We start from the raw sequence: 24,160 nt of genomic DNA, 5'->3' as shown, positions 1-24,160 counted from the left end.
CTTGGTGGTATTACGGCACTTGTTGGAGCTGGATATTTGCTCTACAAAAATTGGGATACGGTAGTAAGCTTCATAAGCAACTTGTGGAATTCTTTTGCCAACTTATGCCGTAATATTTTCAGTAACCTCTTTACACTCTTTAAAAACTTTTCACCGCTCTCTTGGATTGCAAAAAAAATCAATGCATTAATTGATTGGCTGTTTGGGGTCAATCTCATGGAAGCAGGAGCCAATCTGATTAACGGGCTTTGGGAGGGGATCAAAAGCCAGTGGCAAGCCCTGTCCGAATGGTTTAGCGGCATGATAAGCACATTAACCAGTTGGATGCCCAATTGGGTGAAAGAAAAGTTAGGCTTTAATGTCTCGATCAACAAAACTTCAACCCAAACGATTAAAACCTTTACCGAGGAAACCAATGCTCGGGCAAAAAGAATGGTTGATACAGTAGTGGTTACAAATACCCCGCCTGAAAAACACAAGAGTGGTTTTAATACAAGTGTCGTTGAAACAGGACAAATGCAGGCTACAAATGCAAAAGTGGCTGCCTTTAAAGCTCCAAAGCCCATTACGGTTCATAAACCCGTTGAAGTAGACGCCCGTGTCACCATTACAAATCTCAATATTTCAGTACCAAATGGTCTCAAGGACGAAATCAGAGACGCTGTCAATCAAGCACTTGAACGCTATGCAAAACAGCAACGTTTAGCCATAGCCTCTAGCCTTTCGGATTAAATACCATGATGTTAGCTTTGGGTGTTTTTATTTTTTCCATTGAAACAGCAGCATATCAAACACTCGATATGTCTTATGGCGTTCCATGGGTAGAGCAAGGGCGATTGGGGCGGAAAGCTGCTCTTCAATTGCCAGCTGTTGCAAATGCGGAATTTTCTCTAACTGGTGTGATTTATCCAGATTTTAAAGGTGGTCACAGGCAGATCGAATATTTACGGCAAATGGCACATGAGGGACCTCATATTCTTGTAACAGGTCAAGGCAGGATTTTAGGCAAATTTGTCATTCTTTCTGTGGAGGAAAAACAAAGCGTTTTTCATCATAACGGCACCCCCAAAAAACAAGAATTTACGATAAAATTGAGAGAATATGGGGAAGACCAATGAGTGATCTTTACAGAACCAAAGAGGGCGATATGGTGGATGCCATTTGCTGGAGATATTATGCCAAAGGTCAACAAGCACTTGCTGTTGAACGCGTCTATGCAGCGAATTTTGGGCTTGCAGACTATGGTCCCATTTTAAAAGCAGGTATCACAATTGTTTTGCCTTCTTTGCCTTATCCTAAAGCTACACCAGTAATCAGACTTTGGGGCAGCAAGAAATGAAACCTTTTTGCACGGTTTTGGCAAATGGAGAAGACATTACAAGAACTCTCATGGACTATGTTTTGTCGATTGAAATTACCGATGAAGCAGAAGACAAAAGTGACCGTATCACCATAGAACTTGATGACCGCGCACGTGACAGTGATAATGGCTTTTTAGACATTCCTCTTATCGGAACAGTCATTTCCATAACACTTGGCTATGAAGGCGGCAAAAACCGCGATATGGGAGCCTATTTGATTGATGAAATCTCTGTGAGCAGCCCACCACAAAGCTTAAACGTTACAGGGCGCGCCGCATCAATGAATACATCCTACCGAACACCTAAAAGCCAATCCTATCACCAGCAAACCCTTGGCAGTATTGTTCAAGAGATAGCGCAGCGTAATGGCTATACCCCCAAAGTTGATCCTGCTCTTGCAAAAATTGTTGTGCGTCACATTGATCAAACTGCTGAAAGCGATATGGCTTTTGCCACACGTCTTGCAGGAGAATATGATGCGGTGGCAAAGCCTGTTGATGGCAACCTTGTACTTGCCAAACGGGGGGAAGGCAAAGCCATTACCGGCGAAACACTCCCCATTGTTGTAATCCATGAAAAACATTGTACCTCTTGGGATTTTAAATACAGCGCACGGGATGAAGCAGGTGCGGCAAATGGCTTAGAAACGGATGTGGGGGACGACCAAAAAGCCGCAGCTAATGCACGAGAACCAGAAGAAATGGATGATGATGAAAACTTTATCCATATGGATGACAGTGACAGAGCACCATCACCATCTGAATCGGAAAAAGCAGAAACAACACCTGAGAAAGAAGAAGACAAAGAGAAAAAAGGTGGTGTTATCGCAACCTATTACGATGTACGCAGTGGTGAAAAAAAAGAAGTAAAATCTGGTAACCCGCCGTTTCATGAACTCAAATACACTTATCACAATCAGGCAGAAGCTGTTGCGGCCATTGCCGCTTATCGCAATAAGTCATCACGCGGTAAATCTTCTTTCTCATGTGATATTGGTGGTGATCCCTTTGTGCAAGCAGAAGCAAAGCTTGTTCAAGAGCCGCCTTTCCGACCTTACATTCCGGCAGAATGGCGCATCAAAAGCGTCAAGCACAAACTTGATAAAACAGGTGGTTACACCACAAAAATAGAGTGCGAACTTTTTGATGCATCACAAGAAGATGCGGCTGGAAACGTAGCCAATACCACACCAGATAAAGACGACACCCTTGATTCAAACGCCCCACCCGACGCCTCATACAACGAAGGCGATGGCGTCATCCATATGGATAAAGAAGATATATGAACAAAACTATCTGATAATGATAAAAGCATATTTCTATCCGGAAGAAAAAGAAATCCAATTTTTATTTTACTATTCCTAAAAATACAGCCAAACAACGTTCAATCTCTAGCATTTGCTTTGCTTGAAGAGAGCCAAAAATGGAACTCATTTTGTCACATCTTATCGTCATAATCTTATCAATCATTACTTGCGAAGGCTTTTGCAAACCATTTTTAGCGTTTGGCTGAATCGTAATGCGGAGTAATGGTGCATCAACAAGTGTACTTGTAATTGGTAAAACCGTCATGCTGGTATGTTCACTAAATTGATTAGCTTGAATGATCAATGCGGGTCTTGGTTTACCAAAATCGCCTTGCATAGCTATTGTTACGAGAGAGCCGCGCATCATTCTGTCCAGCCATCAACATCCATTAAAGATTGATCCATAAACAACTGCATAGATGTATCTGTTTTATCCATTTTTGCCACTAAGCGACACTGATGGCGGCATTCTTCTGCAAAATTCGGCTGGCGTGTATCTGGTACCCAAATTTGCATTAAGCGCAATCCCGCTTTCCTTTGTGCGTTGCGATGTTTTTGAACACGTTCATTAACGTGCATTGTAGCCATAATAAAATCTCCTCTTGTTTCATGTAACGTATAACACAGAAAAAAGTTACATGAAACGAGATTTTTAATAAAAGGCAATAATTGCAATTTTTAATATTCACTCATCCCCGCCTTGTGTGGGGATTTTTTTATGGAGCAACATATGAGAAAAATATCACAAGAAGGACTAGCACTCATAAAACAATGGGAAGGTTTGCGTTTAAACGCCTACAAAGACGCCATTGGTGTGTGGACAATCGGTTATGGACATACAAACAGTGCTGGAAAACCTTTTGTTCACAAAGGCATGACAATCACGGAAAAGCAAGCAGAAGAACTGCTTTGCCAAGATTTGCAACAATTTGAAAATGTCGTTGAACGCGCTGTTACAGTTTCATTAACAAATGAACAATTCGCAGCATTAGTGTCCTTTTGTTATAATGTAGGAACAAGAGCCTTTTGTAACTCTACACTATTAAAGAAGCTTAATAGTGGTGAATATGAAGCAGTCCCCTTCGAATTACAAAAATGGACCAAAGCAGGCGGTAAGCGTCTTGAAGGTCTCGCACACCGGCGTGCAGCAGAAGCAGGCTTATGGGCTAAAGGGGCTTATGTTTCCTCCAATTATCAAACAGTAGAAACGCAAGAACCAACGGGGGGCTTCAAAGCAGAAGCCCTTGCACCGATTATTGGTTCTTTTTCAGGGCTTGGTGGTTTGTTAGCAGGCAATGGACCCACCCAATGGGCACTAGCCGCCATTATGGTTTTAGCCGCATGTGCGGGTATTTTCTTTGTTGCTAAACGCTTTCAGGAGCACCGCCTATGATCTTATGGATGAAAAGAAATCTGATGATAACAGCTGCGGCTTTAGCCGCTTTTTTTATTGCATTAGCTAGAGCTTTTACTCTTGGGAAAAAAGCAGAGCAGCAAAAGCAAACAGAAAAAGCTTTAAAAGCAGCAACAACACGACTGGAGGTGGAAAGTGAAATTAATCAAAAAAGTGATGCTGATGTGCGTGCTGCTCTCTCTGATTGGTTGCGCAACAAATAAATACGCTTCTTCTTGTGTTGGCTGGTTGCCAATTTATTTAAAACAGCAAGATCTGAATGCCATCAGTTCCAACTTAGCAAGAGAGATCTTAAAGCACAATAAACAGGGTGAACGCGTGTGTGGGTGGAAACATGGCTAGAAAAAAAACACAAGACGATATAGAACTCACAGAAGCAGAAAAAGAAATACTTCAAGAAATCATCATGACCTACAAGAGTGTAAAAGTGATGTCGCGTTATACGAAATGGATTGTATTCATTATACTCTTATTAGCGCTTGATTTTTCACGTCTTATAGATGCTGTAGGAAATATTTTTACACAAAAACCAAATATCCGACTCTAAACATACTCTGAGACGCGCGAAATCCTTTAGCAAATGGTTTCTTAAATTTTCTCATCTCATGGAGGCTATCAATAATAGCTTTACACATTTAAAATAGTGGCTAACCAAAAACTGAAAGCTTTATCCCCTCCCCGCTTTCAAAGCGGGGAGATGAATCGTGTTTTAAGCTAAGCAGCTTTTACGACAGATCTTGCTAAAACGCGCTTAGCTTCTTTTGTAACTGATTTGTAATGATCAAGCTCTTTTTCGAGTTCATCTATTTTCAAAAGACGACCAAAGATGATACCCATGATTTTAGGATAATTTGTCAAAACATATTGGCGAAAATAGTTAAAATCATCAAAGCGTGTATCACGATCATAATCAACAGATTGGCTTTTTAGTTTCTTTTCACATTCAATAAAGTAACGACGAGCTTGACGTCCTTTCTCATTGCGTTCAACCATTGAAAGCTCTTTCGCCATGTCTAGAGTGAGATGGTACTCTGTCATGTTTACATTTTGACGCTCCCCCGTTTTGGGGAACGTTAAAATATAGTCTTTTGTGTGAACAAATTTATATGTTTTTATGCGGTTTTTAATCCATGTTGTAAAATCGCGACCTACTTCTAAAAATGTATGTAACTCACGTGCATTAACGGTTTGAACAGTTTCCTGATCAATGATTTGTTCCGATATTTCTATAAGAGTGTTCATTGTAAACTCCTGTTGGTTAGAGGTTTTTCATTGACACCCACTAAAGGATGCCGGGCGCTGAAAAACACGGCCAACAGTCCGTCGTTACACTTTTCCCATAAGGGTATTGTATAGCGCAACTACACCCGACAAGGCTATTATACGCACGTGGCATATAATGAGTCAAAGTCTTTAATGTGCGGAAAAGAGATTGTTTCGGCAATCTATCCGCTGCTGGTTTAAGGCGTTTTTCAGGCACCTAATTTGATAGTAGACATACTCATAGTACATTGTCAAGCCTCTCCTGATATAAAAGACGCCCATTGTTCTAAGAGGATACGGCGTTGCTCTAAAAAATCCGTCCGCATGTAGGCTTTTATCACTGAATTCCCGACTGTATGCGCAAGAATAGATTCTGCAATTTCAAATGGTGTTGACGTTGTCTCTGCTATCCAGTCACGTAAGCTTGAACGAAAACCATGGGGACGATAAGTCAAACCGCAAAGTGTCATATATTTTGCCATGGTAGCATCTGAAATCGGTTTGCCTTTAAGACCAGAAAAGAGAAAACCATCCTTTTCAAAGGGGAGAGTTTTTTTCAATAACTCTCAAAGCTTCATCACTTAGTGGCACGCGAAAGTCTGAAACTTTCCCTACAATACCTTTCATGTTTTCTTTTGGTATCATCCATATATTTTTGTCAATTTGTTCAAGGCGAAAATAGCGCAATGGATATGACCGTGCTCCCGTCAAAATGAGTAACTTCAGGGCTAAGTTTGAAAGGATATCATCCTTTAAGTTTTGATAAAAAACCGGCACTTCTTGCCATGGCATAGCAGGAATATTTATTGATGTAGCAGGTGGTTTTCCTAAAAGAGCGCGTGCTTTCATACAAGCCTGTAAATCAACATTTAAACCAAGAGCCGCAGCATATTTCAAGCAAATATTGATACGGTTAAGTGCTTTTCGCGCTGTGTCTGCTTTTTCATGCCAAAGAGGTGCGAGAACATTGCGAATGATATTGGCTGTTAATTTTTCTATAGGTAATTTGCCTATGTGTGGAATAACGTGCAACTGGAGTGGAGAAAACCAGCGGCCGTTTTTGCCTTCATTCTTTAACTCTGCTTTTTTGCTTTCAAAAGCCACTTTTGCAATTTCTTGGAAGATATTGCTTTGCTGTTTTAAAATAGTTTGTTCTCGAAAGACAATAGGATCATTGCCTTCTTTGAGAATATCACTATAATGTCTAGCAAGTTCGCGCGCCTCTTTTAAAGAGAGTTTTGTAACAGGACCAAGTCCCATTTCACGACGCTTATGGTGGTGCGTATAGCGAAAAAACCAAGAACGTGTATTGTCTTTTCGAACATTTAACCATAGCCCTGCCCCGTCACAATATTTACCCTGCAAAGACGACTTTACGAATGATGCTGATAACCGATGAATCGCCCTCACTTAACGTCCCCTCTCGTCCACCTTTTCAGGCATTGCTCGTCCACCTTTTTTGGTCCACCTTTAATTTCTGATTTGAAATTTTTTCTTTAATACTTAATTTTTTATTGAATCATAAAAAGCTATAGACATCAATAAGTCCTTGCGCTTCTTGATACAACTTGATTCTTGTTGCTAAAGCCTGATTCGCCCTCTGGGGGCACCATGCTCTTTTTTATCAAAAATAATTTATTGATTTTCCATATGTTTTTTTAAGTGAGGGATGTGTAAATAAAAGTGAAGGAATAGGATTTTCTAACATTTCTCTATAAAGCACGCTTCGCACAATGTTTCTAATATTTCTTTGAAGTCTGCTAACGTTTCTTGATGTAAGCTATCTAAAAGTCTCATAAACGCAACAACAGTTTCGCGTTGCAACGGAGTAGAAGGCTTTATTATGATGCTTTTTCGACAAGAATAGGCTGCTTTTTTTAAGAGAGAAGCCATAGCTTTATCTAAACCATAGAGCTCTATGATCTTTTCCTCCAGTCCTACAGGAACAGATCTTTTGCCAATTTCTACAGAAGATAAAAATGCTACAGATATGTCTAATTTCTTAGCCATATCTAAGAGACGTTCTGAGTGATCAATGCGAAGTTTGCGTAAAATTTTACCAAAGGATGTAAGTACCAAAAAAATCCTATTAGAGAAGAAATATTTCTTCTGATTCTAACAAATCTTTTTATGATTTTCCTCAATTATTACGAATCAAGAGTTCTTTTCGGGGAGTTTTTTTAGCAAAACCAGAGGTCCAAATGGTCTCTAATTCTAAAAAATCAAAATCTTTAAAGATCTCTCGCACTACATCACAATCATTCAGACTCAAAACAAATTTGCCTTGGAGATCTTTAAGAATGCTTGCCATCTTTACAAAATCATCTTCAACAAAATTCCTAGAGCTGTAACACTTCTTCTTTACAAGATAAGGTGGATCTAGGTAAAACAAACTGTCTGGTGCATCAAAAAGTTCAACAACCCGTTCCCTTTAACAAAAGAAATATATGCACTCCCTAAAAAAGGCGGCGGCATAATCCCTGTTGTTTCTATCGACGGTTGGATAAAGATCATCAAATCAAATCCTGACTTTGATGGTATGACCTTTCAAGATCAACTCGATAAGGACGGTAATCTCATTGCTATCAAATGTGCTATTCGTCTCAAAGGCATTAAGGACCCTATCGAAGTCACCGAATATCTCAAAGAATGCAAGCAAGAAAACAGTGAACCTTGGAAAAAATACCCAGCACGTATGTTGCGCCATAAAGCCACTATACAATGTGCTCGCTATGCTTTCGGGTTTTCCGGTATTTATGAAGAAGATGAAGCCGCACGTATCAATGAAACAAATCATAGCATCCAAAAACAATTGGTTTCTCAAGATATACTTATGAAAATCAGAGAATTAATCGAACAAACACAAACGGATAAAAGTAAGCTTCTCTCTTATGCAAGAGTAGAAAAACTAACAGATATGTCTTGTGAAACAGCAGACGCGGTGTTGAAAATATTAGAAAGCAAGCCAAAAATTCAAAGAAACGGCGCACTAGAATTTCTCCCACAACAAGAGCAAACAGACGTTCCTATACAAGATACCGAATATATTCACGTCCAAGATATCGAATATGCACCAACACAACAACAACAGGCGGTGTGAGATGGAACAAAGAACAGCAGAATGGTTTCAAGCGCGCTTGGGTAAAGTCACCGCATCAAACATTTACAACATACTCAGTAAAACTACAAAAGGATTGCCTACAAGCAAATATGAGGACTACAAAATCAAACTCATAACAGAACGTTTAACAAGGGAAATAAGCCCCTATTATGAAACTGAAGATATGCGTTGGGGCGTTGAACATGAGGATGATGCCTTGAAAGAATATGCATTCATTTATGATGCCGATATAACAAAATGCGGGTTTATCCAACACCCCACAATAGAAATGGCGGGGGCTAGCCCTGATGGTCTTATTGGAGAAGATGGATTAATCGAAGTCAAATGCCCGAGATCAGTAAACCATATGCGCTTTTGTATAAGTGACGAAATCAAGCCTGAATATCACGCACAAATGCAATTCCAAATGGCTTGTACAGGACGAAAGTGGTGTGATTTTGTAAGCTATGACCCACGTTTTGCGGGAGCATCATTTAATTTGCGCATGAAAGTCAAGCGTGTTCACCGTGATGAGAAACAAATTGAAGAGATTAATAAAGCTGTTGAAGCCTTTTTAGCAGAAATAGAACGAGAGATACAACAACTCTCAACAAAAGTTGCTTAAACAACTAAGGGGGTGCTTTTCCCCTCGCACCACCGCCCTTTCATAATTATAATAAAAAGGATCACTTTAAATGAATGAAGAAAAATTAAAAACCTCAATAGAAAAAGTAAGTTTATTTGAACAAGCTTTACTATCAATGCGCTTACAAAGGCTCGACAATATACAAGATCTCTCGATTTATCTTGGAATGTCTATGACCTATATTAGAAAGCTTGTAAAAGCTGGAATTTTTCTTAAACCAATATAAGAAGGACGATACTGAAAATGGGATATCGTTGAAATTTACCGATATATTGAAAGCAAAAAAGCCGAAAGAGACTCTATAGAACTACCACCACTATCGTAACAATCAACGCCCAGTCACAAAAGATGACCATTGCGCTAAAAGAATACGACTCTGTTCTAAAAAGTCAGTCCTCATATAGGCTTTTGTGACTGAATTCCCCACTGAATGAGACAAAGTAAAATCCGCAATTTCAAATGGTGTTGATGTTGTCTCTGCTATCTAATCATGAAGACTAGATCTAAATCCGTGAGGTCGATAAGCAATCCCTCTATTTTTCATAAATTTAGAAAGCATCATATCAGATATAGGCTTTCCAGAATTTCCAACAAACAAAAATCCATTTTTTTTCGATTCTTTTTGCTTTTGCAATGATAGTAATCGCTTCACCTGTAAGCGGCACACGAAAATCAAAAAACTTTCCAACTATCCCCTTCATATTTTTTTTGGAATTATCCATATTGATTGATTAATCTCCTCCAACCGTATACGCTTAATTGGCATTGAACGAACACCTGTTAAAATTAAAAGCTTTAAGGCTAAATTTAATACAATATTATCATCTAAGGGCTGATAAAATTCAAAAACTTCTTTCCATGGCATAGCCGGAATATTTTGAATAAATTTTCCCAATGAAGCTTTTGCTTTTGGTACCAATTGCATATCCACATCTATGCCACGTGTTGCGGCATGTTTTATTAGCAATATTCAAACGCGATAAAGCCTTGCTTGCTGTTTCGTTTTTAGTTTTCCAAATAGGGGATAAGCACTCTTTTATATCAATCTGCGTCAATTCAGTAATTGCTATATCTTCATGCTCAGGAAAAACATGCAATGTAAGAGGTGTTACCACCTTTCTGCTGTTCCTTCATTCTTCAATTCACTTTTCTTAGCTTCAAAAGCGCTTAAAACAATTTCTCTTCAAAAAATACTATCAACCGCCCGCCGTAATTTTTCATTTTCCCTTTTACGAATCGGGTCAATACCTTTGTTTAAAAGATCACGGCAAGCTGTAGTCTTAAACCTTGCTTTTTCAAAGATACAACGCTATAAGATCCTAATCCCATTTCACGACATTTTTTATTGAAAGCGAATCGAAAAACCCAACGCCCTTGATTCTGTGCTGTTTTGATAAACCATAGCCCAGCTCCATCTGCATATTTACCTTTAGGTAAATTTTTACAGATAAGGCGGATAATCTATCACGCGTCCTTGTTTTCTTATTACTTTTTAAACCACCTTTTGAATTGTGCTTTTGACAGATTCATCAGATAGCAAGATTGTATATAAAAGACAATTAATTAAATAAAAACAATAAAAAAGATAAACAACAGCATCAAGTGAGATTGCAGGAAATCTCTAACTGGTGCGGTCGAGAAGACTTGAACTTCCACGGGTTGCCCCACAGCGACCTCAACGCTGCGCGTCTACCAATTCCGCCACGACCGCATGTGGTGAAGCAAAACAATAATTATCTTGGCTTTAACAAATCATAAAGCAAGGTACAAGCCTATTCTCGCTTTCTCATGATTTATTTTACTTGAATAGCCTATAGCTTAAAATGTAGACTTCAAAATAAGGTTTTACTATGGCCTTTGAATCATCATCATAAAATGAGCCTGTATACCTAGATCTTGTTCATAACAACCATGAAAACTTGTTGTAATCGTCGTAGCACCTTGCTTTTGAATCCCCCTCATAGCCATGCACATGTGTTCAGCTTCGATCAATACCGCAACACCGCGGGGCTCAAGATGTTCTTCTAAAGCATGAGCTACTTGAGCTGTCATAGCTTCTTGTGTCTGTAAACGACGAGAAAAAACTTCTATCACACGCGCAATTTTTGAAAGACCAACAACCTTTTTATCTGGAAGATACCCGATATGAGCTCTACCGACAATTGGAATCATATGATGCTCACAATGTGAATAAAAAGAAATATCTTTCACTATTATAGATTCATTATATCCTGAAACCTCTTCAAAAACTGTGCCCAAGATTTCTTCAACCGATTTGCTATAACCTGTAAAAAGCTCGCGATATGCTTTAGCTACACGTTTTGGAGTATCTAAAAGCCCTTCTCGATTTGGATTTTCTCCTACCCATAAAAGCAATGTACGAATCGCCGCTTCCACCTCTTCAAAGCTAGGACGCTTTTTCCCAGATAAAAATGGATCTTTTGTACCTCCTTTAATAACATTATGCATTTAAAAACTCCAAACTCACCCTTTACAAAGCATTTGCCACATATCTGTTTTGTTTTGTATAATCTCTATATAAGTGAATTAAAAGCTTAAACAATCACGACTCTCGAAATTTCAGGCAATGACTCATGATTGACGATATCTATAGTGATAAAATACTTGAATATGCCGCGCATATAAGCAGAATCGGATATCTGAATCATCCAGATGCAACTTCAAAAAAGCATGCACACCTTTGCGGTTCAACAATCACTGTAGATCTAAAAGTAAAAGATTGCATTGTTACAGATTTCGCCCATGAAATACATGCATGTGTGTTAGGACAAGCTTCAGCTTCACTTTTAGCATCTCATATTATAGGACAAACAACAGAAAATCTTAAAATGTTACGTGAAGTTATTTATCATATGCTAACGAAAGGTGGTCCCCCTCCTCAAGCCCCATTTGAAGCATTTTCTTGCTTACAGCCTATTAAAAACTATAAAGCACGTCACCCATCAACAATGCTTCCCTTCGACGCAACCTTAGATTGTATTAAACAAATTGAAGAAAAATAAATGTTCAAATCACAACCTCAACGAAAAAAGAGACAAACTCGAAATTATACGGGATCTTGGCAAAAAACACCTGGACGATTATTGGGCATTTTCTTGATACGTATTTATCAAATAACACTTTCTAGTTTTATAGGAAATCAATGTCGCCATGCTCCAACCTGTTCAGAATACACTTATGAAGCGATCGCACGCCATGGACTATGGGCTGGTGCATGGATGGGGATTTTTCGTATCATGCGTTGTGGTCCATTTGGAACATATGGATTTGATCCTGTCCCCACCTCTCTTGGAAATTCTTGTTGTTTTTATAAACCTTGGAGTTACTGGAAAATTTCTATAAAACATAACAAATAGTTCTTTTCTTTTTTCGTATGTATTGATAAAAAATAAAACTATTGGCCTTAACTGATTATTACGAAGTTTTTACAAGACCATCCGCAATCGTTGGCGGAATTGGATTAAAGGGGTGTTTTATGTCGTGCTCTGTTTCTCTTTTATTTCCCGATGGTTCAAAACGTAATTACCCCACCAAAATGACTGGCTTGGAATTGGCAGAATCAATTTCTAAATCGCTTGCAAAAAAAGCAGTTGCCTATAACCTTAACGGAAGCGTTCGAGATCTCTCGGATCCCATAGAAGAATCTGGCCAAATAGAAATTATTACCCGAGAAGATCCGTGTGCTCTTGAACTCATACGTCATGATTGTGCACACGTCCTAGCTGAAGCAGTACAAGAACTTTTTCCTGAGACGCAAGTAACAATAGGTCCCGTTATTGAAAATGGTTTTTATTACGATTTTGCACGTCAACAACCTTTTACATTAGATGATCTCACCATTATTGAAAAAAAAATGCGTGAAATTATTCAACGCAATAAGCCTTTCAAAAAAGAGATTTGGTCTCGTGAAAAAGCTAGAGAGATTTTTTCTGAAAAAGGTGAATTTTATAAAGTTGAGCTTATTGATAGCATCCCTGCAAATCAAGATATAAAAATTTACTATCAAGGTGATTGGTTTGATCTCTGCCGCGGCCCGCACATGCAATCTACTGGACAAATTGGGAATGCCTTCAAACTGATGAAAGTTGCAGGAGCTTATTGGCGTGGTGATGCTGATAAACCAATGCTAACGAGGATTTATGGTACAGCGTTTATAAACGAAAATGACTTAAAAGCTTATCTACACATGCTAGAAGAAGCTGAAAAACGTGATCATCGCCGCTTGGGACGTGAAATGGACCTGTTTCATTTTCAAGAAGAAGGACCAGGAATGATTTTTTGGCACAAAAAAGGCTGGAAAATGTTCCAAAATTTGATCAACTATATGCGTAGACGTCTTGATGATCATCAATATGCTGAGGTTAATGCACCGCAAGTTCTCGATAGATCACTTTGGGAAATATCTGGCCATTGGGAATGGTATAAGGAGAATATGTTCAAAGTAATTCCAGCAGCTGAAGATTGGAATAATGAAAATGTTTACGCTCTTAAACCAATGAATTGCCCTGGTCATGTACAGATCTTTAAACATGGTTTAAAATCTTACCGCGATTTACCTATAAGGCTTGCTGAATTCGGTCTTGTCCATCGTTATGAACCTTCAGGATCTCTCCATGGTCTTATGCGTGTACGTAGCTTTACACAAGATGATGCGCATATTTTTTGTACAGATGAGCAGTTAGCCGATGAATGCCTCAATATTAATGATTTGATCTTATCTACTTATGCTGATTTTGGATTTAAAGAAATTAGTCTTAAACTTTCAACACGCCCAGAAAAACGAGTTGGATCTGACGCATTATGGGATCATGCAGAAAATATTATGAAATCCGTCCTTAAAACTATTGAAACAAGATTCTCAGGACAAATCAAAACAAATATCCTTCTAGGTGAGGGTGCATTTTATGGTCCAAAATTTGAATACACATTAAAGGATGCTATTGGTCGTGAATGGCAATGTGGAACAACACAAATAGACTTCAATCTCCCCGAACGTTTTGGTGCATTTTATATTGATAAAGATTCAGAAAAACGTCAACCAGTCATGATTCATCGTGCTATTTTTGGATCAATGGAACGTTTTCTTGGTATATTAATCGAGAATTTCGCTGGACACATGCCACTTTGGCTTGCACCTGAGCAAGTGGTTGTAGCGACAATTACATCAGAAGCAAATGAATATGCAAAAAAAATAACGGCAAAACTTAAAGCTGTTGGGCTTTCTGCAAAATCAGATCTTCGTAATGAAAAAATTAACTATAAAATACGAGAACATTCTTTACAAAAAGTTCCCGTAATTTTGGTATGTGGCAAACGTGAGGCTGAGACAAATAGCGTCAACATGCGCCGCTTAGGAACTACGGATCAGGTCTTCTTGTCTATAGAAGAAGCAATTAAGCAACTAGCAGATGAAGCAACAGCACCAGATTTATACCGTTTAATAAACGCTTAACATACGCTAAAAGATAAAAAAAACTATAAAATGAAAAGAGGCATTGTTACCGAGCTCTGTCAAGCACTCGTTTACATTCAATTAATTCAAAAAGTATTTCCTGTAACAATGCTTTATCAGTCTTGTCTTTGTAAACATTAACGGAACCGACAGGCGCCTCTCCTTCACTCCTCATGAAATTCAAAAGCCCAAAAGAAGACTTCTTAGGCTTACTGCTGGTAGATTCGGAAGTTTGTCCTGCATGTTTCTTTTCTATCACGACATTCATGGCATCAAGATCGCCATTACCAAATGCAGTAACAAAAGCAATACCGTTCTCTTTCAAAAGACGCTGCACACCTTTTATCGTATATCCCTGCTCGTATAGTAACTGTTTAATACCATTGAGTAAATCAACATCAACTGGACGATAATAGCGCCTCCCACCACCACGCTTCATTGGCTTAATTTGCCTAAAACGTGTTTCCCAGAATCTCAAGACATGCTGCGGAAGCTCTAATAACTCGGCTACTTCGCTAATTGTGCGAAAAGCATCAGAGCTCTTATCCATTTTGCAACACCCTATCTAAAACACTAGAAACGATTCTATAATGATCTATCAAGTTTCAAATTTCTCAACAAGATTAGTCAAAAATAGGACCATACTTGACTACATTTTAACTAAAAAGCCGTTTACTTAAAACAAGATTCTAAATTCTCATCTTACCTAAATCTCTTTAACAAATACTAGACACAGCAACAGGGCTTATTTAACAGTGTTATTCTTTTGTCTTTCACGATGCGAGTCTAAAATTCTTTGTTTAAGTACATTTGCAGCTTTAAATGTTACGACACGTCGCGGTGGAATCGGTGCTTCAACACCGGTTTTGGGATTGCGTCCAACGCGTTCACTTTTATTGCGGACTTGAAAAGTCGCAAAAGAAGATAATTTAACTGCTTCACCTCTCACAAGCGAATTGCAAATTTCGTCTAAAACCAACTCAACCAAAGCTGCCGATTCAGTGTGTGACAAGCCCACTCTCCTACAAACTACGCTCGCTAAATCTGCACGCGTTACTGTTTTACTTGTCATTATAACCACCTATTTAAATATTTAAAATTACAAAATGACTTATACGTTTTATTCAAATATGGTCAAGCGACTATAATCTACCAACGAATAAGAATTGCCCCCCATGTAAACCCTCCCCCCATAGCTTCTAGCATGATGAGATCGCCTTTTTTAATTTTTCCATCACAAAGAGCCGTTGTTAAAGCCAATGGCACCGACGCTGCAGATGTATTACCGTGTTGATCAACAGTAATTACAACTTTATCTAAAGAAATTCCCAATTTTTTAGCTGATGCTTCAATAATACGTTTATTAGCCTGATGAGGCACAAACCAATCTAATTGTGATGAATCTATACCCGCGGCAGCAAAACAATCATCAACCACATCTGTTATCATGCCTACTGCATATTTAAAAACTTCTCGTCCTTCCATGCGTAAATAACCCGTTGTTTGCGTTGTTGAAGGACCACCATCAACATACAGTTTATCAATATAAGCACCATTAGAGCGCAATTTCGTAGACAATATACCACAATCAAAAGCAACTCTCCCTTCATTTTCCTGCGCTTCCAAAACAGCAGCTCCAGCCCCATCACCAAATAAAACACATGTAGTACGATCTTTCCAATCCAAAATTCGAGAAAATGTATCAGATCCAATAACTAAAATTCTTTTTGCTGCTCCACAGCGTAAATAGCTATCTCCTGTTGTTAAAGCAAAAATAAAACCGGAGCAAACAGCTTGAATATCAAAAGCAAATCCATGGCTCATTCCCAAAGCATATTGAATTTCAACAGCAGAAGCAGGAAAAGTATGGTTTGGTGTTGAGGTTGCTAAAATAATACAATCAATATCTTTTATCGTGAGTCCAGCATTCACAAGTGCTGCTTGTGCAGCTTCAACTCCTAAAGAAACAGTAGTTTCATTCTCATTGGCAATGTAACGTTTGCGTATCCCTGTACGCTGAACAATCCATGAATCAGATGTTTCAACAAACTTCGCAATCTCATCATTCGACAAGCTTTTTTGGGGCAAGGCACTTCCTACACCACGTATAACGGATCGAATCATTCATCCCTAACCTTTTCTTCATACCTTTTGCTTATATTATAAAAGCTTATCATAAGGACTCCTCATTCATCCTCACTTCATCTTCTTGATCAAAAAGTGTTTCTTTATTCTCATGAAAGCGTCGTAAATCAGCTGTTATTTTTCTTAAAAGTCCATTATTAACCATCTCATAACCAACGCGAATAGCAGAAGCAAAACCGTTAGCATTAGCACTGCCATGACTTTTTATGACAACACCATTCAAACCTAAAAGCACCCCACCATTCACCCTATCTGGATCCATTTTGTGTTTCAGCGTACGAAAAGCACCCCGCAACAAAAAGTAACCAAGAGATGAAAAAAAAGAGCTGCGCAGTGCAGAGTTTAAGATTTCCGCTATCTGTCTCGCAGTCCCCTCTGCGGTTTTTAAAGCAATATTACCAGCAAACCCTTCCGTTACAACAACATCCACTGTTCCCTTTCCAATATCATTGCCTTCAACAAATCCTTTATATTCTAATCCTTCTAATTGCACTTCACGCAATATCATTCCAGCTTTTTTAATTTCATAAAGGCCTTTAACCTCTTCAACACCCACATTTAAAAGCCCAACACTTGGCCTTTCAGTGTGATATAAAGCGCGAAACATACCTGCCCCCATCACCGCCAAATCAACTAATTGGCTAGCAGATGCACCAATCGTCGCGCCAATATCCAAAACGATACTCTCACTGCGAAGCGTCGGCCAAATACCCGCAATCCCAGGACGCTCAGCCTCTGCCATCATTTTCAAACAAAAATAAGACATTGCCATGAGTGCACCAGTATTGCCCGCAGAAATGCAAGCATCTGCTTCGCCATTCTTTACTGCTTCAATTGCATACCACATTGATGATTTACCGCGCCCATTGCGAAGTGCTTGACTTGGCTTCTCATCCATACGTGTATAACTTTCTGTATGATAGAAGCGCGACACAGAAGCCAAACAAGGGTATTTCTTTAAAACTGGCTTAACAAGCTCCTCTACCCCATAAAACAGAAAATAAATATTGGAAATTTTTTTTTGTACAATTGCTGCTCCTGCAATAGTTGCTTCCGGACCATAATCACCACCCATTACATCAACAGAAATTCTAATCACGTTCGCATATCCCACATCTTTTTACGCTTTTAAACGCATATTATAACTTTTTGCTATTGAACAACTACAAAGCATAGCATGTGAAAATAGCTCCGCAGAAAATACCGTTTTTATAATGGTATACAATAGATAATTTTTTTATATTTTTACAACTGCTTCCAACTTTTCAAAACAGAAAATGGCGATAATTTTTGCTCTGCTTCTTCCAAATCTTCAAACACACGCATCTTTACCCCCTCTTTGCGTGGATAATGATTAATGGACAACTCAAAAAATTCTTCCATAACTGCACCGATATCAATTTTATCACCATAAAATACCTCTGGAATATCTAACCCTTCCACATCCAAAAACAATTCTCCTGTATCCTCCGACATTTTTGGCTTCATCAAATTTGAATCTTCAGGAACAAAAACAACCTCAATATTTTCACGGAGAATATTTTCTAGTGGTTCTAACGTAACAACACATAACTGCATTATACGCGCCCGCAATAGACCTTTTATACGTACCCCGCGCTTTTTCCACGGAAAAATATGAAATTTTCCCTCACACATCTTTACTTCAACTAAATCATGATTCTTAGCTAAATGAGCACACTCTCGCTGGTTCGCATAAATATGAACCCTTATACCTTTGGCGGGAAGAGAACGTACTGATATTGGATAAGCCAAAGCAAATGTTATTTGAGAAACACTTTGAACATTCATTGACAACTCGCAAATACATAAAGGGTGTAATACACTGCACTTTTATCTAGCCAAAGTACATTTCATTCATTTTTCTCTTTTCTAAAGAAATTCTGTATGGCATAATCTATTTTATAACAGGGAAACTCAATGTATGCTATGGCAGATTAAGCTAAAATGAGAAAAAATTGAGGTTACCTTCTTGTCATATATTTAAGCATAAGGGAGATATCATTGTTTCAGGTGCCTCACATAGTGGCCTTAATCAAACAGAAGTTATTGATTGGTCTATTAATAGCCAGTATGGCAGCAATTGCCGGTTGTAGTGTTCTTGATTCTTCAGGTACAAGCCAACTCTACCAAGAAGGTTACATCCTTGATAAGAATGCTCTTAGTTCCATTTCTGTTGGATCAAGCCAAGAGCAAGTTATTTTAACTTTAGGGACTCCCTCGCTAAAAACAAAATATGATAATGAGGTTTTCTATTATATCTCACAAACTCGCTACCGTGCGATGCAGTTTATGAAAACTAAAATTATTGATCGTAAAGTTTTGGCTATTTACTTCAATAAAAATAATCAAGTTACTAAAATAGCCAACTATGGTCTACAAAATGGTCAAATATTTGATTTCATCGCACAAACAACACCAACTGCTACAAGAGAGCAACCTTTCTTAATCCAAATTATTAAAGGTCCTGCGAATTTACCAACTTATAACTGATTAAAGTATAACGGCTTGCATACAATCCTGGTGATGTTAGAACTGATAACATTGGGATTGTAGCATTGCTTTTAGAAGCGAACTTTTTTTGCCATACTGTCAAGAATTGCATTGACGAGCTTTGGTTCGTCACCGTCAAAAAATGCCTTTGCTATATCTACATATTCATTCGTAACAACAGCAACAGGCACATCTTGACGGTTGATCAACTCCCATAAACCTGCACGCAAAATTGCGCGTAGTATAGAATCAAGGCGCGAAAGCGACCACTCTGCGGAGAGTTGTTGATGAAGCATAGGATCAAGCTGTTTTTGATTCTGTACAACACCCGTGATAATAGCCAAAAACCATTGAAAATCAGCGTCAAGATACTGATCCCCATCAATATCTTTTCCTAAACGATAAGCCTCATATTCAGCTGCCGTTTCCATCACACCAGAACCGACTATATCCATTTGATAGAGTGCTTGAACAGCAGCAAGTCTTGCTGCTCCACGTTTGTTGGCTAAACACGGAGAATGTCTTCCTTTTATATCAGACATATTTAATGATTATCTCCAAATCTCTTTTTTAGAGCGATCATACATAAAGCAGCTTCAGCAGCAAAACCACCTTTATTTTTTTTATCCTGTTTTGCACGCGTCCATGCTTGTTTTTCATCATCAACAGTTAAAATACCATTTCCAATCGCCAAGCGTTTATGAACAGTTAAATCCATTAATGCGCGACAAGAATTATTCGCAACAATTTCAAAATGATATGTTTGACCACGAATAATACAGCCAAGTGCTACATAACCGTCGTAAGATACCTTATTATTATTTTTCTCAGCAAAAGCTATTGCACTTGGTATTTCTAATGCTCCAGGAACTGTTACAATATCATAGCTTGCTTCGGCTTTTTGCAAAGCATTCACTGCACCTGTAAGAAGTGCATCAGAAATTCCATCATAAAAACGTGCTTCAACAATCAGTAAATGTGGCTTTTGATGTATCTCTTTTATCATAACGGAATCTCACAAGAAAAAGGAAGCAAAGAATTTAAAGTCATAGAGTACAAAGTTCTAAAAACTAATAATAAATTTTGCTTATTCATCTTTTATTCTAAAACCTGAAAATTTTGCAGCATAACGAGCAAACTGATCTATTTCTAAGTTGACCTGATCTCCAATCTGAGCTTGCCCCCAAGTCGTCATTTCAAGTGTATGACGAATAATCAGAACATCAAAAATACAATCCTCAACACAATTAACAGTCAAAGACGTCCCATTAAGTGCGATAGAACCTTTATTTACAATAAAGGACGTAAATCGTGTTGGGATTTGTAAGAAAAAACGAACTGCATCACCTTCATTTTTCTTATCAATGATATCAGCCAAACCATCAATATGGCCCAAAACCAAATGTCCACCCACTTCATCACCAAGTCTGAGTGAACGTTCTAAATTAATACAAGTTCCTTTTGTCCATTGTGCAAGATTAGTCAAACGTAATGCTTCTTCCCACGCTTCCACAGCAAACCAACTGGTATTCGCTTGTTTTGATCCTCTCTCAACGATTGTCAGACAAATTCCTGAACACGCAATTGATGCGCCAATTTCTAGACTTTCTACAGCATAGCGTGTAGCAATATTTAAACGCACTCCTTGCACTAAAGGTTGAACATATTCAACACAACCGATATCCGTTATAATCCCTGTGAACATAACGTTTTACGCCTCCATTTATAAAAACGGTCATTTCCAAACATTCTTGACTCAACTTCATAAAATTGCGAGAGATAATTTCCAAAATGAGGGGCTTCAATACGGTTTTTTCCTAAAATAACGGGTGCATAAAAACATATCAAATGATCCACACAACCAGCATTTAAAAACTTTTCTCCTGTCTTTACACCTCCCTCAAGTAAAATGCTATTGATTCCACGTTGATAAAGCAGCTGTAAAATGGCAAAGGGCTGTATGCAACCATTGCTCATTTCTACCGAATACACAGATACACCACACTGCTCCAGCGTACTCATTTTGCTTTTTGGGGAAAGATTTGTATCACAAATAATCCATGTAGGAATTCTTTTTGCTGTTTGGACAACTTTTGCATCAAGTGGGATGCATAAATCTGCATCCAAAATAATACGTATCGGCGAACGCATCTCCATCCCTGGCAAACGACAATTTAATTGTGGGTCATCCGCTAGTATAGTGCCAATACCAACGAGAATAGCATTATTTTGAGCACGTAAAATATGAGTATGCGTGTGAGAAATTGTTCCACTAATTTTTATTCCACCCTGCCCTTTTTTTCCGACACCATTATCAGCAGAAATTGCCATTTTTAAAGTAACAGCACAGCGTTGTAACTTCCTTATACACCAATGCGTACACAATGCTGCAAAAGCTTCTTCAGCCAGAATGCCTTCAACCACTTCAATACCAGCCGCACGTAAAAGAGCAATACCACGACCATCAACCCGCTTATCTAAATCAGTAAGAGCAATAACAACTCGTGAAATACCTGAATCAATAAGCGCATTCACACACGGCGGAGTTTTGCCATAATGCGAACAAGGCTCTAAAGTCACATAAGCAGTAGCACCCTGAGCTAAAGTACCCGCCATTTGCAAAGCCTGCACTTCAGCATGAGGACTTCCGTGAATAGCTGTTACACCATAACCAACAATGGATGTTCCCGTACCCTCATCGTTTCGCACAATCAACGTGCCAACTGAAGGATTCTCACCCGTAAGACCGACATGACGCTCCGCTAAACGGATAGCTGCAGCCATGAACCGTTCATCTTGCACTTTTTTATTCATCAAGACGAGATTCTGTACCAGTTATACTCTTTGACAACTCGTCTATAACATCGTGAAAATCGCTTGCATTACGAAAATCTCGATAGACAGAAGCAAAACGAATATAGGCAATATCATCAATGCTTTTCAAAGCTTCCATCACAAGAAGCCCAATTTTTTCTGAAGGAACCTCAGGTTCTCCTAAACTCTCAAGTTGGCGTACAATGCCAGAAATTGCTCGCTCAATATAGTCTGGATCAATATTGCGTTTACGCACAGCTATATCAACTGATCTCATCAACTTATCGCGATCAAATAGCTCACATCGACCACTTTTTTTACAGACTAAGAGCTCACGTAACTGCACACGTTCAAAAGTTGTAAAACGACCACCACACATAGAACACACACGTCGTCGACGAATAACCGCCCCCTCCTCGGCAGGACGCGAGTCTTTAACCTGTGTATCTTCATATTGGCAGTAAGGACAGCGCATCTGTTTTATGCTCTTAACAAGCGCTAAGATAAGAGTAAAGAGGAAATCTATTCGTTATATCCTCTACCTTTTTCTTAACAGCCATCTCAACGGCATGATTCTCCTCATCGCCTTTTACTACCCTAAGTCCATCAAGAACTTCTGAAATCAACTCACCAACTTGAATAAACTCTTTTTCTGCAAAACCACGCGTTGTCGCAGCTGGTGAACCCAAACGAATTCCTGATGTTATAGATGGTGTTTCAGGATCAAAAGGAATACCATTCTTATTACAGGTAATATGCGCCCGTCCTAAAGCCAATTCAGCACGTTTTCCTGTCACATTTTTGGAACGCAAATCAACCAACAGTAAATGGTTATCTGTACCGCCAGACACAATATTAAAACCATTACTCTGTAATGTTTTTGCCAAGATTTTAGCATTGGCAACAACATTAGCACTATAACTCTTAAAAGAAGGCTGTAAAGCCTCTTGAAATGCAACAGCCTTAGCCGCAATCACATGCATTAAAGGACCACCTTGAAGACCAGGGAAAATCGCCGAATTAACCTTTCTTGCTAAAGCTTCATCATTAGTCAATATCAAACCACCACGAGGACCTCGCAATGATTTATGCGTGGTAGTTGTTACAATATGCGCATGTGGAACAGGTGAAGGATGAACCCCGCCAGCAACCAACCCCGCAATATGAGACATATCAACAAGGAAATAAGCACTGATCTCATCTGCAATTTCACGGAACCGTTTCCAATCCCATAAGCGCGGATAAGACGAACCACCTGCTATAATAAGTTTGGGCTTACGTTCCTTTGCAAGACGCTCAACTGCCTCCATATCAAGAATCTGATCTTCTTGACGCACACCGTAGGACACAACATCAAACCATTTTCCGGACATATTGACGGATGAACCGTGCGTAAGATGACCACCAGCATTTAAATCCAATCCCATAAACGTATCACCAGGCCGAAGTAAAGCTAAAAACACAGCTTGATTCATTTGACTACCAGAATGGGACTGAACATTCGCAAAAGTGGCACCAAAAAGCTGTTTTGCCCTTTCAATTGCTAAATCTTCAACAACATCAACAAATTGACAGCCTCCATAGTAACGCTTTCTTGGATAACCTTCTGCATATTTATTGGTTAAAACGGACCCCTGTGCTTCAAGAACAGCTCTTGAAACAATATTCTCTGAAGCAATCAGCTCAATTTCATGCTGTTGACGCTCAAACTCCCTCCTCATTGCATCAAAGATTTCAATATCAACAGTTTGTAAAGTATCATTAAAAAAGCGCTTTTGTGTGTCATTTTGCTGCTGAGTCATAAAACACATTCCTAACATAAAAAAATAAAGTCATTGAACGATAACATAGCAAATCACGCAAACCAAACATTTTAAACCATTTTCACTCAAAAATGGTATAAATATTTATCTTATCCTTGGTAACATAAACAACAAAGCTCTCCCCACACACAAAAATGTTGCAAAATGGGTATTAAGTTTCCTCTCATCTACTCTTACTTGTCACACTTTTTAAAAGCAAAGAGATATATAATCTCAAGAAATTCAATAATTTAATAACTATCATTTAAATCGGTAATAATTTAAAATAATTGATAATGTGATAAACTGAATATGGCTGCAAAAA

At 38.6% G+C, this 24,160-nt stretch carries 28 protein-coding genes, 1 tRNA gene and 5 pseudogenes; 14 read left to right on the top strand and 20 right to left on the bottom strand.

Translation table 11 applies throughout. The features are described 5' to 3' along the window. The 4 genes and pseudogenes from MCO_RS08990 to MCO_RS08975 form a co-directional block, all read left to right on the top strand. A pseudogene (locus tag MCO_RS08990) lies at positions 1-732 on the top strand (phage tail protein); the annotation flags it as partial. Positions 733-737: 5 nt separating this feature from the next. Continuing rightward, the gene (locus MCO_RS08985) at positions 738-1,118 is read left to right on the top strand and encodes a phage tail protein (RefSeq protein WP_007552691.1); all 381 of its coding nucleotides are present in this window, start codon (positions 738-740) and stop codon (positions 1,116-1,118) included. Then, the gene (locus MCO_RS08980; RefSeq protein WP_007552690.1) at positions 1,115-1,339 is read left to right on the top strand and encodes a tail protein X; all 225 of its coding nucleotides are present in this window, start codon (positions 1,115-1,117) and stop codon (positions 1,337-1,339) included. Before MCO_RS08985 ends, MCO_RS08980 begins: the two co-directional genes overlap by 4 nt. Next, positions 1,336-2,646, top strand: a complete 1,311-nt coding sequence (locus MCO_RS08975) for a contractile injection system protein, VgrG/Pvc8 family (protein ID WP_007553880.1) — start codon at positions 1,336-1,338, stop codon at positions 2,644-2,646. Before MCO_RS08980 ends, MCO_RS08975 begins: the two co-directional genes overlap by 4 nt. Before the next feature lie 61 nt (positions 2,647-2,707). On the opposite strand, the gene MCO_RS08970 is transcribed toward MCO_RS08975, so the two are convergent. Both MCO_RS08970 and MCO_RS08965 read right to left on the bottom strand, forming a co-directional pair. Continuing rightward, the gene (locus MCO_RS08970) at positions 2,708-3,031 is read right to left on the bottom strand and encodes a type II toxin-antitoxin system PemK/MazF family toxin (protein WP_007553879.1); all 324 of its coding nucleotides are present in this window, start codon (positions 3,029-3,031) and stop codon (positions 2,708-2,710) included. After that, complete coding sequence (locus MCO_RS08965; protein WP_007553878.1) at positions 3,031-3,255, bottom strand: antitoxin MazE family protein; 225 nt, start codon at positions 3,253-3,255, stop codon at positions 3,031-3,033. The genes MCO_RS08970 and MCO_RS08965 overlap by 1 nt, the downstream gene beginning before the upstream one ends. Positions 3,256-3,397: 142 nt before the next feature. On the opposite strand from MCO_RS08965, the gene MCO_RS08960 reads away from it, so the two are divergent. The 3 genes from MCO_RS08960 (at position 3,398) to MCO_RS08950 (ending at position 4,628) form a co-directional block, all read left to right on the top strand. Then, the gene (locus tag MCO_RS08960; protein ID WP_007553877.1) at positions 3,398-4,060 is read left to right on the top strand and encodes a lysozyme; all 663 of its coding nucleotides are present in this window, start codon (positions 3,398-3,400) and stop codon (positions 4,058-4,060) included. Next, entirely contained in the window at positions 4,057-4,284 is a 228-nt protein-coding gene (locus MCO_RS08955; RefSeq protein WP_007553875.1) for a hypothetical protein, read from the top strand. Before MCO_RS08960 ends, MCO_RS08955 begins: the two co-directional genes overlap by 4 nt. 131 nt (positions 4,285-4,415) lie before the next feature. Continuing rightward, positions 4,416-4,628, top strand: coding sequence for a hypothetical protein (locus tag MCO_RS08950; protein ID WP_007553873.1), 213 nt, complete (start codon positions 4,416-4,418; stop codon positions 4,626-4,628). A gap of 167 nt (positions 4,629-4,795) precedes the next feature. Here MCO_RS08950 and MCO_RS08945 read toward each other — a convergent pair whose 3' ends face one another. The 4 genes and pseudogenes from MCO_RS08945 to MCO_RS08930 form a co-directional block, all read right to left on the bottom strand. Next, a complete protein-coding gene (locus MCO_RS08945) occupies positions 4,796-5,323 on the bottom strand; it encodes an antA/AntB antirepressor family protein (protein ID WP_007554030.1) in 528 nt (175 codons plus the stop codon). A 272-nt stretch (positions 5,324-5,595) separates the two neighbouring features. Beyond that, positions 5,596-6,754 (bottom strand): annotated as a pseudogene (locus MCO_RS08940) (tyrosine-type recombinase/integrase). A gap of 291 nt (positions 6,755-7,045) precedes the next feature. Then, positions 7,046-7,423, bottom strand: coding sequence for a helix-turn-helix domain-containing protein (locus MCO_RS08935; RefSeq protein WP_007554024.1), 378 nt, complete (start codon positions 7,421-7,423; stop codon positions 7,046-7,048). A 61-nt stretch (positions 7,424-7,484) separates the two neighbouring features. Further along, positions 7,485-7,772 (bottom strand): annotated as a pseudogene (locus tag MCO_RS08930) (DNA adenine methylase); the annotation flags it as partial. On the opposite strand from MCO_RS08930, the pseudogene MCO_RS08925 reads away from it, so the two are divergent. The 3 genes and pseudogenes from MCO_RS08925 to MCO_RS11400 form a co-directional block, all read left to right on the top strand. After that, a pseudogene (locus MCO_RS08925) lies at positions 7,773-8,444 on the top strand (recombinase RecT); the annotation flags it as partial. A gap of 1 nt (position 8,445) precedes the next feature. Then, a complete protein-coding gene (locus MCO_RS08920) occupies positions 8,446-9,069 on the top strand; it encodes a lambda exonuclease family protein (protein ID WP_007554019.1) in 624 nt (207 codons plus the stop codon). Positions 9,070-9,139: 70 nt separating this feature from the next. Further along, a complete protein-coding gene (locus tag MCO_RS11400) occupies positions 9,140-9,316 on the top strand; it encodes a hypothetical protein (protein WP_007554018.1) in 177 nt (58 codons plus the stop codon). Between the two features lie 102 nt (positions 9,317-9,418). Here the strand turns inward: MCO_RS11400 and MCO_RS11395 are convergent. From MCO_RS11395 to folE, 3 genes and pseudogenes are all read right to left on the bottom strand, one after another. Then, a pseudogene (locus tag MCO_RS11395) lies at positions 9,419-10,616 on the bottom strand (tyrosine-type recombinase/integrase). 100 nt (positions 10,617-10,716) lie between these two features. Beyond that, a tRNA-Leu gene (locus MCO_RS08905) sits at positions 10,717-10,801 on the bottom strand. A 137-nt stretch (positions 10,802-10,938) separates the two neighbouring features. Then, positions 10,939-11,559: a GTP cyclohydrolase I FolE gene (gene folE, locus MCO_RS08900; protein ID WP_007554013.1), complete on the bottom strand. Its 621-nt coding sequence runs from the start codon at positions 11,557-11,559 to the stop codon at positions 10,939-10,941. Between the two features lie 125 nt (positions 11,560-11,684). Here folE and MCO_RS08895 point away from each other — a divergent pair, with 125 nt between their 5' ends. The 3 genes from MCO_RS08895 (at position 11,685) to thrS (ending at position 14,563) form a co-directional block, all read left to right on the top strand. Then, entirely contained in the window at positions 11,685-12,113 is a 429-nt protein-coding gene (locus tag MCO_RS08895) for an iron-sulfur cluster assembly scaffold protein (protein ID WP_007554011.1), read from the top strand. After that, positions 12,114-12,467: a membrane protein insertion efficiency factor YidD gene (gene yidD / locus MCO_RS08890; RefSeq protein ID WP_007554009.1), complete on the top strand. Its 354-nt coding sequence runs from the start codon at positions 12,114-12,116 to the stop codon at positions 12,465-12,467. A 119-nt stretch (positions 12,468-12,586) separates the two neighbouring features. Further along, positions 12,587-14,563 carry a threonine--tRNA ligase gene (thrS, locus tag MCO_RS08885; RefSeq protein WP_007554007.1) on the top strand — a complete coding sequence of 659 codons (1,977 nt, stop codon included), beginning with the start codon at positions 12,587-12,589 and terminating at the stop codon, positions 14,561-14,563. A 46-nt stretch (positions 14,564-14,609) separates the two neighbouring features. Here thrS and MCO_RS08880 read toward each other — a convergent pair whose 3' ends face one another. The 5 genes from MCO_RS08880 to MCO_RS08860 all read right to left on the bottom strand — a co-directional run bounded on the left by MCO_RS08880 (position 14,610) and on the right by MCO_RS08860 (position 18,517). Next, complete coding sequence (locus MCO_RS08880; protein ID WP_007553998.1) at positions 14,610-15,113, bottom strand: MerR family transcriptional regulator; 504 nt, start codon at positions 15,111-15,113, stop codon at positions 14,610-14,612. 195 nt (positions 15,114-15,308) lie between these two features. Then, a complete protein-coding gene (locus MCO_RS08875; protein ID WP_007553997.1) occupies positions 15,309-15,635 on the bottom strand; it encodes an integration host factor subunit alpha in 327 nt (108 codons plus the stop codon). Between the two features lie 77 nt (positions 15,636-15,712). Continuing rightward, complete coding sequence (locus MCO_RS08870; protein ID WP_007553996.1) at positions 15,713-16,687, bottom strand: beta-ketoacyl-ACP synthase III; 975 nt, start codon at positions 16,685-16,687, stop codon at positions 15,713-15,715. Positions 16,688-16,736: 49 nt separating this feature from the next. Beyond that, positions 16,737-17,807, bottom strand: coding sequence for a phosphate acyltransferase PlsX (gene plsX / locus MCO_RS08865; protein WP_007553995.1), 1,071 nt, complete (start codon positions 17,805-17,807; stop codon positions 16,737-16,739). Positions 17,808-17,953: 146 nt separating this feature from the next. Next, the gene (locus MCO_RS08860) at positions 17,954-18,517 is read right to left on the bottom strand and encodes a DUF177 domain-containing protein (protein ID WP_007553994.1); all 564 of its coding nucleotides are present in this window, start codon (positions 18,515-18,517) and stop codon (positions 17,954-17,956) included. 222 nt (positions 18,518-18,739) lie between these two features. On the opposite strand from MCO_RS08860, the gene MCO_RS08855 reads away from it, so the two are divergent. After that, entirely contained in the window at positions 18,740-19,219 is a 480-nt protein-coding gene (locus tag MCO_RS08855; RefSeq protein ID WP_040299153.1) for an outer membrane protein assembly factor BamE, read from the top strand. 71 nt (positions 19,220-19,290) lie between these two features. On the opposite strand, the gene nusB is transcribed toward MCO_RS08855, so the two are convergent. From nusB to glyA, 6 genes are all read right to left on the bottom strand, one after another. Then, positions 19,291-19,761, bottom strand: coding sequence for a transcription antitermination factor NusB (gene nusB / locus MCO_RS08850; protein WP_007553991.1), 471 nt, complete (start codon positions 19,759-19,761; stop codon positions 19,291-19,293). A 2-nt stretch (positions 19,762-19,763) separates the two neighbouring features. Beyond that, a complete protein-coding gene (locus MCO_RS08845) occupies positions 19,764-20,225 on the bottom strand; it encodes a 6,7-dimethyl-8-ribityllumazine synthase (RefSeq protein WP_007553990.1) in 462 nt (153 codons plus the stop codon). Between the two features lie 81 nt (positions 20,226-20,306). Then, complete coding sequence (locus tag MCO_RS08840; RefSeq protein WP_007553989.1) at positions 20,307-20,924, bottom strand: riboflavin synthase; 618 nt, start codon at positions 20,922-20,924, stop codon at positions 20,307-20,309. Continuing rightward, entirely contained in the window at positions 20,906-22,033 is a 1,128-nt protein-coding gene (ribD, locus tag MCO_RS08835; protein WP_007553988.1) for a bifunctional diaminohydroxyphosphoribosylaminopyrimidine deaminase/5-amino-6-(5-phosphoribosylamino)uracil reductase RibD, read from the bottom strand. Before ribD ends, MCO_RS08840 begins: the two co-directional genes overlap by 19 nt. Continuing rightward, on the bottom strand, positions 22,026-22,508 hold the full coding sequence (gene nrdR / locus MCO_RS08830; protein ID WP_007553987.1) for a transcriptional regulator NrdR: 483 nt from the start codon (positions 22,506-22,508) through the stop codon (positions 22,026-22,028). The genes ribD and nrdR overlap by 8 nt, the downstream gene beginning before the upstream one ends. 13 nt (positions 22,509-22,521) lie before the next feature. After that, positions 22,522-23,835, bottom strand: coding sequence for a serine hydroxymethyltransferase (gene glyA, locus MCO_RS08825; RefSeq protein WP_007553982.1), 1,314 nt, complete (start codon positions 23,833-23,835; stop codon positions 22,522-22,524). Between the last annotated feature and the right edge of the window lie 325 nt (positions 23,836-24,160).

This window comes from Bartonella sp. DB5-6 (assembly GCF_000278115.1).
Taxonomy (GTDB): domain Bacteria; phylum Pseudomonadota; class Alphaproteobacteria; order Rhizobiales; family Rhizobiaceae; genus Bartonella; species Bartonella refiksaydamii.
The sequence above is the reverse complement of the archived record's forward strand: the minus strand, read 5'-3'. Positions and strand labels throughout refer to the sequence as shown.

Coding starts and splice junctions, on each gene's coding strand:
- MCO_RS08985 (WP_007552691.1), top strand. CDS start 738: ATGATGTTAGCTTTGGGTGTTTTTATTTTTTCCATTGAAACAGCAGCA.
- MCO_RS08980 (WP_007552690.1), top strand. CDS start 1,115: ATGAGTGATCTTTACAGAACCAAAGAGGGCGATATGGTGGATGCCATT.
- MCO_RS08975 (WP_007553880.1), top strand. CDS start 1,336: ATGAAACCTTTTTGCACGGTTTTGGCAAATGGAGAAGACATTACAAGA.
- MCO_RS08970 (WP_007553879.1), bottom strand. CDS start 3,031: ATGCGCGGCTCTCTCGTAACAATAGCTATGCAAGGCGATTTTGGTAAA.
- MCO_RS08965 (WP_007553878.1), bottom strand. CDS start 3,255: ATGGCTACAATGCACGTTAATGAACGTGTTCAAAAACATCGCAACGCA.
- MCO_RS08960 (WP_007553877.1), top strand. CDS start 3,398: ATGAGAAAAATATCACAAGAAGGACTAGCACTCATAAAACAATGGGAA.
- MCO_RS08955 (WP_007553875.1), top strand. CDS start 4,057: ATGATCTTATGGATGAAAAGAAATCTGATGATAACAGCTGCGGCTTTA.
- MCO_RS08950 (WP_007553873.1), top strand. CDS start 4,416: ATGGCTAGAAAAAAAACACAAGACGATATAGAACTCACAGAAGCAGAA.
- MCO_RS08945 (WP_007554030.1), bottom strand. CDS start 5,323: ATGAACACTCTTATAGAAATATCGGAACAAATCATTGATCAGGAAACT.
- MCO_RS08920 (WP_007554019.1), top strand. CDS start 8,446: ATGGAACAAAGAACAGCAGAATGGTTTCAAGCGCGCTTGGGTAAAGTC.
- MCO_RS11400 (WP_007554018.1), top strand. CDS start 9,140: ATGAATGAAGAAAAATTAAAAACCTCAATAGAAAAAGTAAGTTTATTT.
- folE (WP_007554013.1), bottom strand. CDS start 11,559: ATGCATAATGTTATTAAAGGAGGTACAAAAGATCCATTTTTATCTGGG.
- MCO_RS08895 (WP_007554011.1), top strand. CDS start 11,685: ATGATTGACGATATCTATAGTGATAAAATACTTGAATATGCCGCGCAT.
- yidD (WP_007554009.1), top strand. CDS start 12,114: ATGTTCAAATCACAACCTCAACGAAAAAAGAGACAAACTCGAAATTAT.
- thrS (WP_007554007.1), top strand. CDS start 12,587: ATGTCGTGCTCTGTTTCTCTTTTATTTCCCGATGGTTCAAAACGTAAT.
- MCO_RS08880 (WP_007553998.1), bottom strand. CDS start 15,113: ATGGATAAGAGCTCTGATGCTTTTCGCACAATTAGCGAAGTAGCCGAG.
- MCO_RS08875 (WP_007553997.1), bottom strand. CDS start 15,635: ATGACAAGTAAAACAGTAACGCGTGCAGATTTAGCGAGCGTAGTTTGT.
- MCO_RS08870 (WP_007553996.1), bottom strand. CDS start 16,687: ATGATTCGATCCGTTATACGTGGTGTAGGAAGTGCCTTGCCCCAAAAA.
- MCO_RS08860 (WP_007553994.1), bottom strand. CDS start 18,517: ATGAATGTTCAAAGTGTTTCTCAAATAACATTTGCTTTGGCTTATCCA.
- nusB (WP_007553991.1), bottom strand. CDS start 19,761: ATGTCTGATATAAAAGGAAGACATTCTCCGTGTTTAGCCAACAAACGT.
- MCO_RS08845 (WP_007553990.1), bottom strand. CDS start 20,225: ATGATAAAAGAGATACATCAAAAGCCACATTTACTGATTGTTGAAGCA.
- MCO_RS08840 (WP_007553989.1), bottom strand. CDS start 20,924: ATGTTCACAGGGATTATAACGGATATCGGTTGTGTTGAATATGTTCAA.
- ribD (WP_007553988.1), bottom strand. CDS start 22,033: ATGAATAAAAAAGTGCAAGATGAACGGTTCATGGCTGCAGCTATCCGT.
- nrdR (WP_007553987.1), bottom strand. CDS start 22,508: ATGCGCTGTCCTTACTGCCAATATGAAGATACACAGGTTAAAGACTCG.
- glyA (WP_007553982.1), bottom strand. CDS start 23,835: ATGACTCAGCAGCAAAATGACACACAAAAGCGCTTTTTTAATGATACT.